Origin of the sequence: Streptomyces sp. NPDC051041 (genome assembly GCF_044456065.1) — a bacterium.
Lineage (GTDB): Bacteria > Actinomycetota > Actinomycetes > Streptomycetales > Streptomycetaceae > Streptomyces > Streptomyces glaucus.
Genome location: NZ_JBITFM010000020.1, coordinates 109,673 through 125,127 on the forward strand (window position 1 = coordinate 109,673; position 15,455 = coordinate 125,127).

The 15,455-nt window shown below is 74.3% G+C and carries 9 protein-coding genes; 6 read left to right on the forward strand and 3 right to left on the reverse strand.

Annotated elements, in window-relative coordinates:
* Positions 1–91: 91 nt before the first annotated feature.
* Both ACIBAI_RS25325 and ACIBAI_RS25330 read right to left on the reverse strand, forming a co-directional pair.
* The gene (locus ACIBAI_RS25325; RefSeq protein ID WP_399037662.1) at positions 92–1,336 is read right to left on the reverse strand and encodes an Ig-like domain-containing protein; all 1,245 of its coding nucleotides are present in this window, start codon (positions 1,334–1,336) and stop codon (positions 92–94) included.
* 159 nt (positions 1,337–1,495) lie between these two features.
* Complete coding sequence (locus ACIBAI_RS25330) at positions 1,496–2,728, reverse strand: Ig-like domain-containing protein (protein ID WP_399037663.1); 1,233 nt, start codon at positions 2,726–2,728, stop codon at positions 1,496–1,498.
* Between the two features lie 153 nt (positions 2,729–2,881).
* Here ACIBAI_RS25330 and glgX point away from each other — a divergent pair, with 153 nt between their 5' ends.
* The 5 genes from glgX to ACIBAI_RS25355 all read left to right on the forward strand — a co-directional run bounded on the left by glgX (position 2,882) and on the right by ACIBAI_RS25355 (position 11,672).
* Positions 2,882–5,137 carry a glycogen debranching protein GlgX gene (glgX, locus tag ACIBAI_RS25335; RefSeq protein WP_399037665.1) on the forward strand — a complete coding sequence of 752 codons (2,256 nt, stop codon included), beginning with the start codon at positions 2,882–2,884 and terminating at the stop codon, positions 5,135–5,137.
* A gap of 208 nt (positions 5,138–5,345) precedes the next feature.
* Positions 5,346–7,148, forward strand: coding sequence for an ABC transporter ATP-binding protein (locus ACIBAI_RS25340; RefSeq protein WP_399037667.1), 1,803 nt, complete (start codon positions 5,346–5,348; stop codon positions 7,146–7,148).
* Entirely contained in the window at positions 7,145–8,995 is a 1,851-nt protein-coding gene (locus ACIBAI_RS25345) for an ABC transporter ATP-binding protein (RefSeq protein ID WP_399037670.1), read from the forward strand. The genes ACIBAI_RS25340 and ACIBAI_RS25345 overlap by 4 nt, the downstream gene beginning before the upstream one ends.
* Before the next feature lie 370 nt (positions 8,996–9,365).
* Positions 9,366–11,018 (forward strand): M4 family metallopeptidase, encoded by a 1,653-nt coding sequence (locus ACIBAI_RS25350; protein WP_399037672.1) that lies wholly within the window; start codon positions 9,366–9,368, stop codon positions 11,016–11,018.
* A 135-nt stretch (positions 11,019–11,153) separates the two neighbouring features.
* The gene (locus ACIBAI_RS25355) at positions 11,154–11,672 is read left to right on the forward strand and encodes a DUF1990 domain-containing protein (RefSeq protein ID WP_399037674.1); all 519 of its coding nucleotides are present in this window, start codon (positions 11,154–11,156) and stop codon (positions 11,670–11,672) included.
* A 3-nt stretch (positions 11,673–11,675) separates the two neighbouring features.
* On the opposite strand, the gene ACIBAI_RS25360 is transcribed toward ACIBAI_RS25355, so the two are convergent.
* Positions 11,676–14,294, reverse strand: a complete 2,619-nt coding sequence (locus ACIBAI_RS25360; protein WP_399037675.1) for a glycosyltransferase family 1 protein — start codon at positions 14,292–14,294, stop codon at positions 11,676–11,678.
* Between the two features lie 892 nt (positions 14,295–15,186).
* Between ACIBAI_RS25360 and ACIBAI_RS25365 the strand changes: the two genes are divergently transcribed.
* Positions 15,187–15,455: maltotransferase domain-containing protein (locus ACIBAI_RS25365; protein ID WP_399037677.1), on the forward strand; the 269-nt coding region annotated here is incomplete at its 3' end.

Below are 15,455 nucleotides of genomic sequence, written 5' to 3' on the forward strand. Positions count from 1 at the left end.
AGGTTAACGGGCACTAACGGCAACGGGCCCGGTGTGGTGGATCACACCGGGCCCGTACGTCACGCGGGGGATCGCGCCCGCGCCGGACGGCCTACGCCTTCCACTTCTCCCAGGACATGTTCCAGCCGTTGAGCCCGTTGTCCGGGTCGACGGTCCGGTCGTTCGAGTTCTTGACGATCACCACGTCGCCGATCATGGAGTTGTCGAAGAACCAGGCGCCCGGCGCGCTCTCGTCGTAGCCGCCGCGCACGTCGCGCAGTCCGATGCAGCCGTGGCTGGCGTTGTAGTTGCCGAAGGCGCCGCCGCCCCAGTAGTTGCCGTGCAGGAAGGTGCCGGAGGTGGTCAGGCGCATGGCGTGCGGGACGTCCTTGATGTCGTACTCGCCGCCGTAGCCGACCGTCTCGCCGTTCATCCGGGTCACCGCGAGCTTCTCGCTGATGACCATCTGGCCGTTCCAGGTCTCCATGCCGGGCTTGCCGGTGGTGACGGGGACGGTCCTGATCACCTTGCCGTTCCGCGTGACCTTCATCGTGAGCTTCTCGGCGTCGACCACGGAGACCTGGCTGCGGCCGACGGTGAAGGAGACGGTCTTCGACTGCTTGCCGTAGACGCCGTCGCGGCCCTCGACGCCGTCGAGGGCGAGGTCGACGGTGACCTTGGTGCCGGGCTTCCAGTACTTCTCGGGGCGGAAGTCGAGGCGGTCGTTGCCGAACCAGTGGCCCTCGACCTCGACGGCCGGCTCGGTCCTGACGGTGATGGCCTTCTCGACCTCCTCGGGGCGGGTGATGCCCCGGCTGAAGCGGAGGGAGAACGGCATGCCCACCCCGACGGTGGAGCCGTCCTCGGGGGTGAAGGTGCCGACGAAGGTGTTCTTCGGGGTGAGCGTCGTGAAACGGGAGTCCTCGGCGGCCTTACGGCCCTCGGAGTCCTCGGCGACCGCGTGCACCGTGTACGTGGTGGAGGCGGCCAGGTGGGTGGACGGCGTCCAGGTGGCGCCGTCGCCGGATATCCTCCCGGCGACCTCGCGGCCCTCGCCGTCCCTGACCTCCACCTCGGTCAGCCTGCCCCTGGCGGCGCCGACCTCAAGGGCGCCGCTGGTGTCGACGGAACGGGCGCCGTCCTTCGGGGCGATGCTGACGACGGCCTCGGACTGCTTGCTCCGCACCGCGCCCGGGTCCCTGTCCCTGCCGGCGCCGGATCCCGGACCGGGCTCCGGGTTCCCCCCGCCGCAGGCGGTGCCGGCCAGCAGCAGGACGCCGAGCACCAGCGCCAGCGGTCCCGTGCGGCCCCGCCCCCGCGTACCGGCCGACGTCCCCGATATCGGTCGCACCTTCAAGTCGTCTCCCCTCCCCGGCCCTGACCGGGCCCGCGCCCCGGCGCGTCCCGCGCGCCCCGGCGCATAGTAACCACAAGATCAGGAGGGTCGGCGGTCCACGACTGTCACCGTTCCGTACCGGCTGCGCCGGGGGGCGGGCCGTCCCGCCCCCCGGGCGGGTCACTTCACCGCGCTGCCCGCCTTCCACGCCTTCCAGCTCATGTTCCAGCCTCCGAGCCCGTTGTCGGGAGCGACCTTCCCGTCCTTGCTGCGGACGACCTCGACGACGTCCCCGACGAGGCTGCGGTCGAAGAACCAGCCCGCCGGGGTGTCCGAGCCGCCGCCCTTCACATCGCGCAGGCCCACGCAGCCGTGGCTGACGTTGGACCGGCCGAAGACGTCGGCGGGCGCCCAGTAGTTGCCGTGCAGGAAGGTGCCGGAGGTGGTCAGGCGCATGGCGTGCGGGACGTCCGGGATGTCGTACTCGCCCTTGCCGTCGGCCTTCTTGAAGCCGACCGTGGCGCCGTTCATCCGGGTCAGTTCGAGCATCTCGGTGACCACCATCTTGCCGTTGTAGGTCGCGGTCCCCGGGGCGCCGGCGGTGATCGGCACCGTGGCGAGCAGCTCGCCGTCCCGGTGGACCCGCATGGTGTGCTCGGCCGCGTCGACCACGGAGACCTGGCTGCGGCCGACGGTGAAGGAGTACGTCCGGTACTGCAGCCCGTACACCCCGGGCGCCCCCTCGACGTCGCGGAGGCGCAGGCGGACGGTGACCCTGGTGCCGGGCTTCCAGTACTTCTCGGGGCGGAAGTCGAGGCGGTCGTCGCCGAACCAGTGGGGGCGGATCTCGACGGCCGGGTCCGCCGTCACGCGGACGGCGCGCTCGACGGCGGCGCGGCGGGTGATCCTCCGGTTGAACTCCACGGAGACGATCATTCCGGTGCCGACCGTGGCGCGGTTCTCGGGGGTGACGTACCCAATGAAGCGCTCCCGGGGGACCTGGGTGGTGAAGGTGGCGTGCCGGGCGGAGCGGTGGCCGTGCCGGTCCACGGCCACCGCGTCGACCGTGTACGCGGCGGCCGGCGCCAGCCGCCCGTCGGCGGGCTCCCAGCGCCGGCCGTCGGCGGTGATCCGTCCGGGGACCGGCGTCTCCTGGGCGTCCTGGGACCTGACGACCCTCACCGACTCCAGCCGCCCGCCGGACACCCGCACCGAGAGCCGTTCGTCCCGCCCCACCCCCCTGCTGCCGTCGTCCGGCGTGATGCGGATGACCTCCTCGGGCGCCGGGGGCGCGCCGCGCCCGTCCACGCGTTCCGAAGTGCAGCCGGCGGTCCCCGCCAGCAGTCCTGCCCATGTCAGTACGGCGGCCAGCGCGGCCCCCGCGCGCCGCGCGCGCCCTTGTACGTGCCTCACGTCCACCCCAACGATCGGGCCCGCCCCGGGGAAACGTGAGTGCGAGGCAAGCTCTGGGCAGAACAGGGGGGAGGACGGCGCGAGGGGGTGCCGCGGACGGACGCCGTACGGCATCCTTCCCACGTCGTCCCATGAGCCGTGGGAGGCTGACAGGTGTCCAGCGCAGCCGAGCAGGAGGCGGTGGCCGGCCGGGGCCCCGCCGGGGACCCGCGTCCCGCCGCCGTCGTGAACGGCACGCCGCGCAGGGCGCCGGACGTGCCTGTGTGGCCGGGGGCGCCGACGCCGCTGGGCGCCCGGTTCCGGACCGGCCCGGACGGCGTGGCGGGGACCAACTTCGCGTTGTGGGCGGGCGGGGCGGAGGCGGTCGACCTGTGCCTGTTCGACGCCCGCGGGGTGGAGAGCCGGGTGCGGCTGACCGAGCTGACGCACGAGATCTGGCACGGCTTCGTGCCGGGCGCGCTGCCGGGCCAGCGCTACGGCTACCGGGTGCACGGCCGCTGGGACCCGTGGACCGGCGCCCGCTGGAACCCGGCGAAGCTGCTGCTCGACCCGTACGCGCGCGCGGTGGACGGCGACTACGCCCCGTCCGGGCTGGCGCCGGAGCTGTACGGGCACGTGCGGGACTGGCCGGAGCAGCACGTCGCGGACACCGTGCGCGACGACCGGGACTCGGCGCCGTACGTGCCCAAGGGCGTCGTCGTCCACGACGACGACGACTGGTCGGACGACCGCCGCCCCAGGACGCCGTGGGCGGACTCGGTCATCTACGAGCTGCACGTCAAGGGCTTCACCCGGCTGCACCCCGGCGTCCCCGAGGAGCTGCGCGGCACCTACGCGGGCCTGGCGCACCCGGCGGCGGTCGAGCACCTGGTGAAGCTGGGCGTGACGGCGGTGGAGCTGCTGCCGGTGCACCAGTTCGCGCACGAGGACCACCTGCTGCGGCGGGGCCTGCGCAACTACTGGGGCTACAACTCCATCGGCTACTTCGCCCCGCACGCCGCCTACGCGGCGTCCGGCACCGCCGGCCAGCAGGTCGGCGAGTTCAAGCGGATGGTGCGCGCGCTGCACGCGGCGGGCATCGAGGTCATCCTCGACGTGGTCTACAACCACACCGCGGAGGCCGGCGAGTACGGCCCCACCCTGTCCCTGAAGGGCATCGACAACCGCCGCTACTACCGCCTCCAGCCCGACGCCCGCCGGTACGCCGACTACACCGGCTGCGGCAACACCCTGCACGTGGTCCAGCCGCACGTGCTGCGCCTGATCACCGACTCGCTGCGCTACTGGGTGACGGAGATGGGCGTGGACGGCTTCCGCTTCGACCTGGCGGCGGCGCTGGCCCGCTCGATGCACGACGTCGACATGCTCTCCCCGTTCCTCGCGGTGATCGCCCAGGACCCGGTGCTGCGGCGGGCGAAACTGATCGCCGAGCCGTGGGACGTGGGGTCGGGCGGCTACCAGGTGGGCGCGTTCCCGCCGCTGTGGACGGAGTGGAACGACCGCTACCGCAACACCGTGCGGGACTTCTGGCGGCACGCGCTGCCGGACGTGCGGGAGATGGGCTACCGGCTGTCGGGCTCCAGCGACCTGTACGCCTGGGGCGGGCGGCGCCCGTACGCCTCGGTCAACTTCGTCACCGCGCACGACGGGTTCACCCTGCGGGACCTGGTCAGCTACGAGCGCAAGCACAACGAGGCCAACGGCGAGGGCAACCGGGACGGCAGCGACGACAACCGCGCCTTCAACTGCGGCGCCGAGGGGGAGACGGACGACGAGGGGATACGCGCGCTCCGGCGGCGGCAGCTGCGGAACCTGCTGACCACGCTGCTGCTGTCGACGGGCGTGCCGATGCTGGTCGCGGGCGACGAGCTGGGGCGGACCCAGCGCGGCAACAACAACGCCTACTGCCAGGACAACGAGATCGGCTGGGTGGACTGGAGCCTGCTGGACGACCCCGGCTGGCGGGCCCTGTTCGACCTGACCTCCCGGCTGATCGGGCTGCGCCACCGGCACCCGGTGCTGCGCCGCCGCGCCTTCTTCTCCGGCCGGGCGCACTCCGCGGACGGCCTGCGCGACCTGGCCTGGTTCACCTCCCGGGGCACGGAGATGACGCAGGGGGACTGGTACGCGCCCGCCGCCACACTCGGCATGTACCTGTCCGGGCGGGACATCCCGGGCCGGGACGAGCGCGGCGAGGCGATCGTCGATGACAGCTTCCTGGCCGTGCTGCACGCCGGGGAGCGGCCGGTGGAGTTCGTGCTGCCGGGACCGCCGTGGGCGGAGCGGTACGAGGTGGTCGTCGACACCGGCCGGGAGGAGCAGGCCGGGGCGCCGGGCGTGGAGCACCCGGCGGGCACGGCGATCACGGTGCCGGCGCGGACGGTGCTGCTGCTGCGGGTGGCGGGGTGACGGCCGCCGGCCGGAGGCGGCCCGGGCGGGGGCGGCGGGCGGGCCGCCCCCTCCCGGTTGGCCCGGACGGGCGGTCCGGCGGCGGAGCGGGACCTGCCGGTCCGGCCGGTGCGGGCGCCGAACCGGCAGGTCGCGGGGCCGGCGGCGGACCGGGGCCCGGCCGAAACCCGGTGGGCAGCGTCGGCGGCGGTCCGTAGGCTCGCTGCTGATGCCCACGACACACGCACCCGCCCAGGAAGCCCAGGACCGTTCCGGCCGTTCCGCCGTGCGCTCGCTGCTGCGGCTGTGGCCGTACGTGCGGCCCGTGCGGGCGCGGCTGTTCACCGCGGCGTTCGTCGCGGTCGTCGCCTCCTGCATGGGGCTGGTGATCCCGTTCGTCCTGAAGTGGATGGTGGACGGGCCGATCGCCGGCCGGGACCCGGCGGGCGTGTGGCTCGGGGCGCTGTACCTGCTGCTGCTCGGGTTCGCGGAGGCGCTGCTGTTCGGGCTGCGGCGGTGGCTGGTGGCCCGGCCGCTGTCACGCGTCGAGGCGGAGATGCGGGCGGAGCTGTACCGGCATCTGCAGCGGCTGCCGGTCGCCTTCCACGACCGGTGGCCGTCGGGGCAGCTGCTGTCGCGCGGCACGACGGATCTGATGCTGCTGCGGATGTTCCTCGCCTTCCCGCTGACGTTCCTGCTGGTCAACGGCGTGACCATCCTGATCGGCGTGATCATCATGCTGGTGCAGGACTGGATGCTGGGACTGGTGATCCTCGGGCCCGCCGTCCCGGTGGTCGTCACCTGCGCGATCTTCGAGCGGCGGTACGCCCGGGTGGCGCGGCTCGCGCAGGACCAGGTCGGCGACCTGACGACGGTGGTCGAGGAGAGCGTGCTCGGCATCCGGATCATCAAGGGGTTCGGACGCCACCGCAGCCAGGCGCGGGCCTTCGCGCAGCTGTCGCGGACGCTGCGCGGGACCGAGCTGCGCAAGGCGCGGCTGCTCGCCGCGATCTGGGGCGTCATCGTGACGCTGCCGGAAGTGGCGATCGGGGCGGCGCTGGTGCTGGGCGCGGTGCGGGTCGCCGACGGGGAGCTGTCGGCGGGGACGCTGGTGGCCTTCCTGTCGACCGCGCTGGCGCTGCGCTGGCCCGTGGACTCCATCGGGTTCCTGCTGGCGATGAGCCAGGAGGCGGCGACGGCGACGGAGCGGTACTTCGAGGTGATGGACGCGGAGCCGGAGTCCCCGGGGCGGCCGGCTGCGCCGTCCCCCGCCGTCCCGGCCCGGCGGGACGGCCTGCGCTTCCACGCCGTCCGGTTCCGCTACCCCGACGCCCCGCCCGGCTCCCCGCCCGTCCTCGACCGCGTCGACCTGCACATCCGCCCCGGCGAGTCCCTGGCCCTGGTGGGCGCCACCGGCAGCGGCAAGACCACGCTCACCGCGCTCGTCCCCCGCCTGCACGAGGTGACGTCGGGGCGGATCACGCTCGACGGCGTGGACATCCGGGACATGCCCCGCGAGGAACTGCGCGCGAAGGTCGCCGTCGCCTTCGAGGAGCCCACCCTGTTCTCCGCCAGCGTCGCGGAGAACGTGCTGATGGGCGCGGGTGACGGCGCGGGCCCGGCGGAGCTGGAGCGGGCGCTGGCGGTGGCGCAGGCCGACTTCGTCCACGCCCTCCCGCAGGGCGCCGGCACCCAGGTCGGCGAGCAGGGCCTGAGCCTGTCCGGCGGGCAGCGGCAGCGGCTGGCGCTGGCCCGGGCCGTCGTCGGGCGGCCCGCGTTCCTGGTGCTCGACGACCCGCTGTCCGCGCTGGACGTGCACACCGAGGCCGCCGTGGAGGCCGCGCTGCGGCAGGTGCTGGCGGACACCACGGCGCTGATCGTGGCGCACCGCCCGTCCACCGTGCTGCTCGCCGACCGGGTCGCCCTGCTCTCCGGCGGCCGGATCGCCGCCGTCGGCACCCACCACGACCTGCTGCGCGACAACGCCGAGTACGCCCATCTGATGGCCGGGACCGAGGAGGCCGACCGATGACGGCGCCCACGACGACCGCACCGGAGCGGGAGCAGCCGGCCGAGGGGGCGCGGCACACCGACGCCTTCGACCGGGACGTGCTGCCCTCTCCCCCGGGCGCCACCGCCGCCCTGCTGCGGTCCCTGCTCGCCCCGATGAAGGCCCGCGTCGCCCTGACCGCCCTGTTGCTGCTGCTCCAGCAGGCGGCCGTGCAGGCGGGCCCGCTGCTGGTGGCGTACGCCATCGACCACGCCGTGCCCGCGCTGCGCGGCCACGACCACGGGCCGCTGGTCGCGGTGGCGGCGGGCTACCTGCTGTGCGCGGTGGCCTCCGGCGGACTGCAGTACGCGTTCATCGCCGTCTCCGCCCGCGTCAACCAGGACGTGCTGCTCGACCTGCGCGGCCGGATCTTCCGCCACGCGCAGGCCCTCAGCGTCGACTTCCACGAGCGCTACACCTCGGGCCGGCTGATCTCCCGCTCCACCACGGACGTGGAGTCGCTGCGCGAACTGCTCGAGGAGGGCCTGCAGGAGCTGGTCACCGTCGTGCTGTCCTTCGTCTCCATCTCGGCGATGCTGCTCTGGCTCGACCTGGGCCTGGGCGCCGTCGCGGTGGCGTCCTTCGGGCCGCTGTACGCGCTGGTGCGGGGCTACCGGCGGCGGGCGGGCCGGGTGTACCGGAAGCGGTCGACGGCCATCGCCGCGGTGATCGTGAAGTTCGTGGAGACGATGAACGGCATCCGGCCGGTGCGCGCCTTCCGCCGCGAGGCCGCCAACGACGCCGCCTTCCGCGACCTCAACCGGCGGCACGAGCGCGCCAACGGCGACGCGCTGCTGGAGATGGCCCGCTACGTCACCGGTTCGCGGCTGGTCGCCAACACGGCCGTCGCGGCGATCGTGCTGTGGGGCGCCCACCGGGTCGCGGACGGCACGCTGGCCCTCGGGGTGCTGGCGGCGGCGGTGCTGTACCTGCGCCGGCTGTACGACCCCATCGACCGGCTCGGCATGTTCCTGAACTCCTACCAGTCGGCGGCGGCCTCGCTGGAGAAGATCGCGGGGCTGCTGGCGCAGACGCCGTCCGTGCCCGAGCCGTCGGCGCCGAAGCGGCTGCCGCCGCCGAGGTCGCAGCAGCCCGGCCGGGAGGTCGTCTTCGACGGCGTCCGCTTCGCCTACCGCACCGGCGGCGAGGTGCTGCCCCGCTTCGACCTGACCCTCCCGGCCGGGCAGACGGTCGCGGTCGTCGGCACCACCGGCGCGGGCAAGTCGACCCTGGCCAAGCTGCTCGCCCGCTTCTACGACCCCTCCGCGGGGCGGGTGCTGCTCGACGGCGTCGACCTGCGCGACCTGGCCGTGCCCGAGCTGCGGCGCGGGGTGGTGATGGTGACGCAGGAGGCGTTCCTGTTCTCCGGCACGGTCGCCGAGAACATCGCCATCGGCCGCCCGGACGCCTCCCGCGAGGAGATCGAGCGGGCCGCGAAGGCGATCGGCGCGCACGACTTCATCAGCGCGCTGCCCGACGGCTACGACACCGACGTGCGCAAGCGGGGCGGCCGCATCTCCGCCGGGCAGCGCCAGCTGGTGGCGTTCGCGCGGGCGTTACTCGCCGACCCCGCCGTGCTGATCCTCGACGAGGCGACCAGCTCGCTGGACGTCCCCGGCGAGAAGGCCGTGCAGCGGGCCATGGCGACCGTGCTGCGGGGGCGCACGGCGGTCGTCATCGCGCACCGGCTGTCGACCGTGGAGATCGCGGACCGGGTGCTGGTCATGGAGCGGGGCCGGATCGTCGAGGACGGCAGCCCGGCCGAACTGGTCGCCGGCACGGGCCGGTTCGCCCAGCTGCACCGGGCCTGGCGGGACAGTCTGGCGTAGGCCGGTCCGTCGCCCGGAGCGGCCGGCGCCCGCGGCCGCGAGTCCGCGCGCCGACCGTGACTCCCGGGCGGCGGACCGCCTGCGGCGTTTCCCGACGCGCTCCTGACGCTTCCCGGCCCGCTCCGCCGACCGGGAACGCCGCCGCTCGCGGGCGCCGCCGCCGTCTCGCCGGTCCCCGCGCCCGGCCGGGCCGGAGCGCCCGGCGGGTCGACTCCGGCCACGGCGGCCGCCGTTCGCCGTTCCGGGGGTTCACCGTTCGGTCAACTTTTGGTCAACATCACCGGCACGCTCCTGACATGGACACGCCCTGAGTGCCAGGCTTCCCCCACCCGCCGCACCAGCACCGCACCTCCCCCACGAAGGAGCTCGTGTGTCCTCCCTCTACGCGCGTCACCAGCGCACCGTCCTGGCCGTCGCCACCGCCGTCGCCACCGGGGCCCTGCTCACCACCGGCCTGACCACCACCAGCAGCGCCGCCGACGCCGCCACCCCGAAGCCGGCGCTGCCCGGCGCGCCCGTCCTGCTCTCCGCCCCCGCCCGCACCGCCCTCATCCAGGAGCAGCAGCGGACCGCCCCCGGCACCGCCCGCGAGATCGGCCTCGGCGCCAAGGAGAAGCTGGTCGTCAAGGACGTCGTCAAGGACGCCGACGGCACCGTCCACACCCGCTACGAGCGCACCTACGACGGCCTGCCCGTCCTCGGCGGCGACCTCGTCGTGCACGAGTCGGAGTCGGGCGAGACCACCGGCGTGACCAGAGCCACCGCGACCGCCGTCGAGGTCGCGTCCGTGACGCCGAAGGTCGACGCGGCCAAGGCCGAGCGGCAGGCGCTGGCCGCGGCGAAGGCCGCCGGCTCGGAGAGGACCGCGGCCGACTCCGCGCCCCGCAAGGTGATCTGGGCGGCGGACGGCAGGCCCACGCTGGCGTACGAGACCGTCGTCGGCGGCCTGCAGGACGACGGCACCCCGAACGAGCTGCACGTCGTCACCGACGCCGCCACCGGCGAGAAGCTCCACGAGTGGCAGGGCATCGAGACCGGCACCGGCAAGGGCCTGTACTCGGGCACGGTCACCCTGGGCAGCTACAAGTCGGGGACCACGTACCAGCTGTACGACACCGCCCGCGGCGGCCACAAGACGTACAACCTCGCCCGCGGCACCTCCGGCACCGGCACCCTGTTCACCGACGCGGACGACGTGTGGGGCACCGGAACGGCCTCCAGCTCCTCCACCGACCAGACCGCGGCCGTGGACGCCGCCTACGGCGCCCAGGTGACCTGGGACTTCTACAAGAACACCTTCGGCCGCAACGGCATCAGGAACGACGGCAAGGCCGCCTACTCCCGCGTCCACTACGGCAGCAACTACGTCAACGCCTTCTGGTCCGACAGCTGCTTCTGCATGACCTACGGCGACGGCTCGGGCAACACCCACCCGCTGACCTCGCTGGACGTGGCCGGCCACGAGATGAGCCACGGCGTCACCTCCCACACCGCGGGCCTGAACTACAGCGGCGAGTCCGGCGGCCTGAACGAGGCGACGTCCGACATCTTCGGCACGGGCGCGGAGTTCTACGCGGGCAACTCCGCCGACGCCGGCGACTACCTGATCGGCGAGAAGATCGACATCAACGGCGACGGCACCCCGCTGCGCTACATGGACAAGCCCAGCAAGGACGGCGCCTCCAAGGACTACTGGTCCTCCGGCCTCGGCGGCGTCGACGTGCACTACTCCTCCGGCCCCGCGAACCACTTCTTCTACCTGCTGGCCGAGGGCAGCGGCACCAAGACGATCAACGGCGTCACCTACAGCTCCCCGACGTACAACGGCTCCTCGGTCACCGGCATCGGCCGCGCCAAGGCGCTGCAGATCTGGTACAAGGCGCTGACCACGTACATGACGTCCACCACGAACTACAAGGGCGCCCGCACCGCGACCCTGAACGCGGCGGCGGCGCTGTACGGCTCCGGCAGCGCCGAGTACGGCGCGGTCGCCGCGGCCTGGTCCGCGGTCAACGTCAGCTGACGGGCGCCGGAGCCGACGGGCGGCGCCCGGGAGGACGGCCTCCCGGGCGCCGCCCCAGGGCCTGTCCGGCCCGTCCCCGCCGTCCGCCCGAGGGGCAGGCGGGAACGGACCGGGCAGGCCCTACGCTTGGTGCCCATGTCTTCGGAGGACTTCACGTACGACGACGTCGGCGCGACCCGGGAGCCCGGCTTCTGCCCGCCCGGCTTCCGCCCCCTGCAGGTGCGCGCACGCCTGGGGGAGGGCGAGGACGTCTTCCGCCGGGCGTCCGAGGCGGTCCTCACCTGGGAGATGCACCGGACGCTGGGCGTCGGCATCGACGCGGGCGCCGAGCGGGCCGCGCCCGGCGTCGACGTCACCGTCACCCTCGCCGGCATGATCAAGGCCCCGTGCCGGGTGGTGTGGACGGTGGAGGAGCCCCGCCGCGCCGGGTGGGCGTACGGCACGCTGCCCGGCCACCCGGAGTGCGGCGAGGAGGCGTTCGTGGTGAACCGCACCGGGGACGGCACGGTCTGGCTGACGGTGACCGCGTTCAGCCGCCCGGCGAAGTGGTACGCGCGGGCGGGCGGCCCGGCCACCCGGGGGCTCCAGCACGCCTACGCACGACGGTGCGGGGCCGTCCTGCGGCAGCTGAGCACCCGGGGGCCGGAGAGCTGACGCTCACCGCATCAGCACCCCCGCCGCCTCCACCAGTTCCTCCGAGGGCACGGCCACCAGCCCCGTCTCCGCGGCCGACGCCAGCAGGGGGTGCGCGGGCAGGATGCGGACCGTGTAGCCGTAGGGGCCGGTGCGGTCCAGGGAGAGCGGACCCTCGTACACCCAGCGGCCCTCCGGGTCGGGGCCGCCGGACGGCTTGAGCGGGACGGCCGTCGCGTCGGTGATGCGGTCCTCGGAGTCGACGCGGCCGGAGACCGCCTGGACCTCGACGTCGTCCGGGCCGAGGTCGCCGAGGCCGACCCGCACCCGCAGCCCGAGCGTGGTGCCGAGCTCGGCGGTGGCCGTGGCGGCGGACGTCTCGACGTGGTCGACGCTCACCCCGGGCCAGGCCGCGCGCACCCGGGCCTTCCACTCGGCGAGGCCGCGGGCGGCGTCCGGGTCCATCGCGCGGTGCGCCTCGGCGGCCGGGGCGTAGAGGCGTTCGACGTACTCGCGGACCATGCGGCCGGCCAGCACCTTGGGGCCGAGCCGGCCCAGGGTCTGGCGGACCATCTCGATCCAGCGGCCGGGCAGCCCGTCCGGGCCGCGCTCGTAGAAGCGCGGGGCCACCCGCTGCTCCAGCAGCTCGTACAGGGCGGCGGCCTCGACCGCGTCGCGGTGGTCGGGGTCGGTGCCCACGCCGTCGGCGGTGGGGATCGCCCAGCCGAAGTCCGGCTGGAACCACTCGTCCCACCAGCCGTCCAGCACGGACAGGTTCAGGCAGCCGTTCAGCGCGGCCTTCATGCCGCTGGTGCCGCACGCCTCCAGCGGGCGCAGCGGGTTGTTCAGCCACACGTCGCAGCCGTGGTAGAGCTTCTGCGCCATGGCCATGCCGTAGTCCGGCAGGAAGACGATCCGGTGCCGCACCCGCGGGTCGTCGGCGAACCGCACCAGCTCCTGGATGAGCCGCTTGCCCCCGTCGTCGGCCGGGTGGGCCTTGCCCGCGACGACGATCTGCACCGGCCGCTCGGGGTGCAGCAGCAGCCGGGTCAGCCGCTCCCGGTCGCGCAGCATCAGCGTCAGCCGCTTGTACGACGGGACGCGCCGCGCGAACCCGATGGTGAGGACGCCGGGGTCGAGCACGCCGTCGATCCAGCCGAGCTCGGCCTCGCCCGCGCCGCGCTGCCGCCAGGAGGCGCGCAGCCGCTCGCGCACCTCGGCCACGAGCTGTTCCCGCAAGGTCCGGCGGAGCTCCCAGAGGTCCTGGGCGGGGATGTCCGCGACCGCCTCCCAGCGCTCGGAGCCGCCGACGGTCAGCGCGTCCTCGGTGCGCTGGGCGCCGGCCTGCCGGGCGGCGAGCCGGAGCACCTCCGGGGCGACCCAGGTCGGGGCGTGCACCCCGTTCGTCACCGACGTGATGGGCACCTCGTCGGGGTCGAAGCCGGGCCACAGTCCGGCGAACATCTTCCGGCTGACGTCGCCGTGCAGCAGCGACACCCCGTTGGCGCGCTGGGCCAGGCGCAGGCCCATCACGGCCATGTTGAACAGGCCGGGCTCGCCGCCCGGGTAGGTCTCCCGGCCGAGCCGCAGGATCCGCTCGACGTCGATGCGGGGCAGCTCGGCCCCGGGGCCGAAGTGACGGGCCACCAGCTCCTGGTCGAAGCGGTCGATGCCGGCCGGGACGGGGGTGTGGGTGGTGAACACGGTCCCGGCCCGCACCGCCTCCAGCGCGGAGTCGAACTCCAGTCCCCCGGCGCAGAGTTCGGCGATGCGTTCCAGGCCGAGGAAGCCGGCGTGCCCCTCGTTGGTGTGGAACACCTCCGGCTCCGGGTGCCCGGTCAGCCGGCAGTACGTGCGCACCGCCCGCACCCCTCCTATCCCCAGCAGCATCTCCTGGAGCAGCCGGTGCTCGCTGCCGCCGCCGTAGAGCCGGTCGGTCACCCCGCGTTCGCCGGGGTCGTTCTCCTCCACGTCGGAGTCCAGCAGCAGCAGCGGGACGCGGCCGACCCGGGCCAGCCAGATCCGGGCGTGCAGCTCCCTGCCGCCGGGCAGGGCGAGGCCGACCCGGGCGGGGCTGCCGTCGGGCTCCTCCAGCAGGGCCAGGGGCAGCTCGTGGGGGTCGAGCACCGGGTAGTGCTCCTGCTGCCAGCCGTCGCGGGAGAGGGTCTGGCGGAAGTAGCCGTGCCGGTAGAGCAGTCCGACGCCGATCAGCGGGACGCCGAGGTCGCTGGCCGCCTTCAGGTGGTCGCCGGCCAGGATGCCGAGGCCGCCGGAGTACTGGGGCAGGGCGGCGGTGATGCCGAACTCGGGGGAGAAGTAGGCGACGGCGGCCGGGAGCCCGGCCTGCTGGGCCTGGTACCAGCGGTCGCCGGTCAGGTAGTCGTCGAGGTCGTCGGCGACCGCGGTGAGACGGCGCAGGAAACGGCGGTCCCCGGCCAGTTCGGCCAGGCGCGCCGGGCGGACGGTGCCGAGCAGGCGCACGGGGTCGCCGCCCGAGGCGGCCCAGCACTCCGGGTCGACGGACTGGAAGAGGTCACGGGTCTCGGCGTGCCAGGACCAGCGCAGGTTGCGGGCCAGGTCGCTGAGGGGCCCGAGGGGGTCGGGGAGAACGGGTCGGACGGTGAATCGACGGATCGCCTTCACATTCCACCTCGGCGCGTTCGCTTGAGACGCAGGGTGCGCCTCGTCGTCCCTCCCGACAGTACCGGCGCGGGTGCCGCCCCCGCCGGGACTCCGGTTCCCGGTCCCGGTTCCCGTCCGGGCCGGGACGGACGCCGCCCCGCGTCCCGCCCGGAAACCGCCGCGCTCCTCCCGCCCGGCCCGGACGACATGGCCGATTCCACCCCCTCGGGCGTTCTTGTGATGCCGCGCGCGACACGAGAGGCTGCCCGGGGGCGCACGGTCCGCGGCGGCCGGGTCCGGTCAACCACCGCTGCCGCGCGCCGAGTCGAGGAGGGGACTCATCAGCATGGCACGGACGCGCAGCCGGCGTCTGCGCCGGGCGGGTGGGCCGGTCGCGGTGGCCTCGGCCACGGCCCCGCCGGCCGTCCCCCCGCCCGCGCACGCCGCGCCGAGGGGGCGGACGCCGGGCCGGACCCCCGCGGCTTCGGCCCGGCCTTGGGCCCGTCGTCCGCCCCGTGCGGGAGGCCGGGGTGCCCGGCCTCCCGCACGGGCGGCGCCGCGGGCGCCGTCGCGCCGTGTCCGGCAGCCCCTTGCGGGGGCGTGCCCGCACAGGTGTCCCAAGCGCTGATTGCGGGCGCCGCATCAGGGAAGGTGTCGAGGCGGGGAACCGGTTCGCCGAACGCACTTGTGCAGGTACCGCGCGTGCAGGCGCAGCGTGCGGAGGGCCGGCCCTGTCCGTCGTGGAAAGGGCCGGCCCTGTGGGGGAGACAGACGCGTGAGTAGTTAACAAAGCGCCGGATTGCCCACCCGAGAAGTGTGGGAAGGCTCCTCCGGTACACCCCTCCGGTAGACCCGCAGGACCCACCTCCCCACAGTCATCCGCCCATTCACGTTGACGCGGACAGGAGCGGTCATGCCCGCCACGCACCACTCGTCATCACCCCCGGCCTCCAGCACCGGGGAAGTTCCCGTGCGCCCCGCCGCCGGCGAGCCGGCCCCGGAGCCGCCCTCCGCGGGCGGGACCACCGCCGTCGGGCGCATACCCGTCCTCGACGTCCGTCCCCTCGTGCTGAACGGGCGCAGGCCCGCCAAGGCGGTGGTGGGTGAGTCGTTCGAGGTGTCGGCCACCGTGTTCCGGGAGGGGCACGATGCGGTGGCGGCCAATGTCGTGCTGCGGGATCC

Excerpts from the sequence above, each read along its gene's own strand:
- ACIBAI_RS25345 (WP_399037670.1), top strand. The coding sequence starts at position 7,145 with ATGACGGCGCCCACGACGACCGCACCGGAGCGGGAGCAGCCGGCCGAG.
- ACIBAI_RS25355 (WP_399037674.1), top strand. The coding sequence starts at position 11,154 with ATGTCTTCGGAGGACTTCACGTACGACGACGTCGGCGCGACCCGGGAG.
- ACIBAI_RS25340 (WP_399037667.1), top strand. The coding sequence starts at position 5,346 with ATGCCCACGACACACGCACCCGCCCAGGAAGCCCAGGACCGTTCCGGC.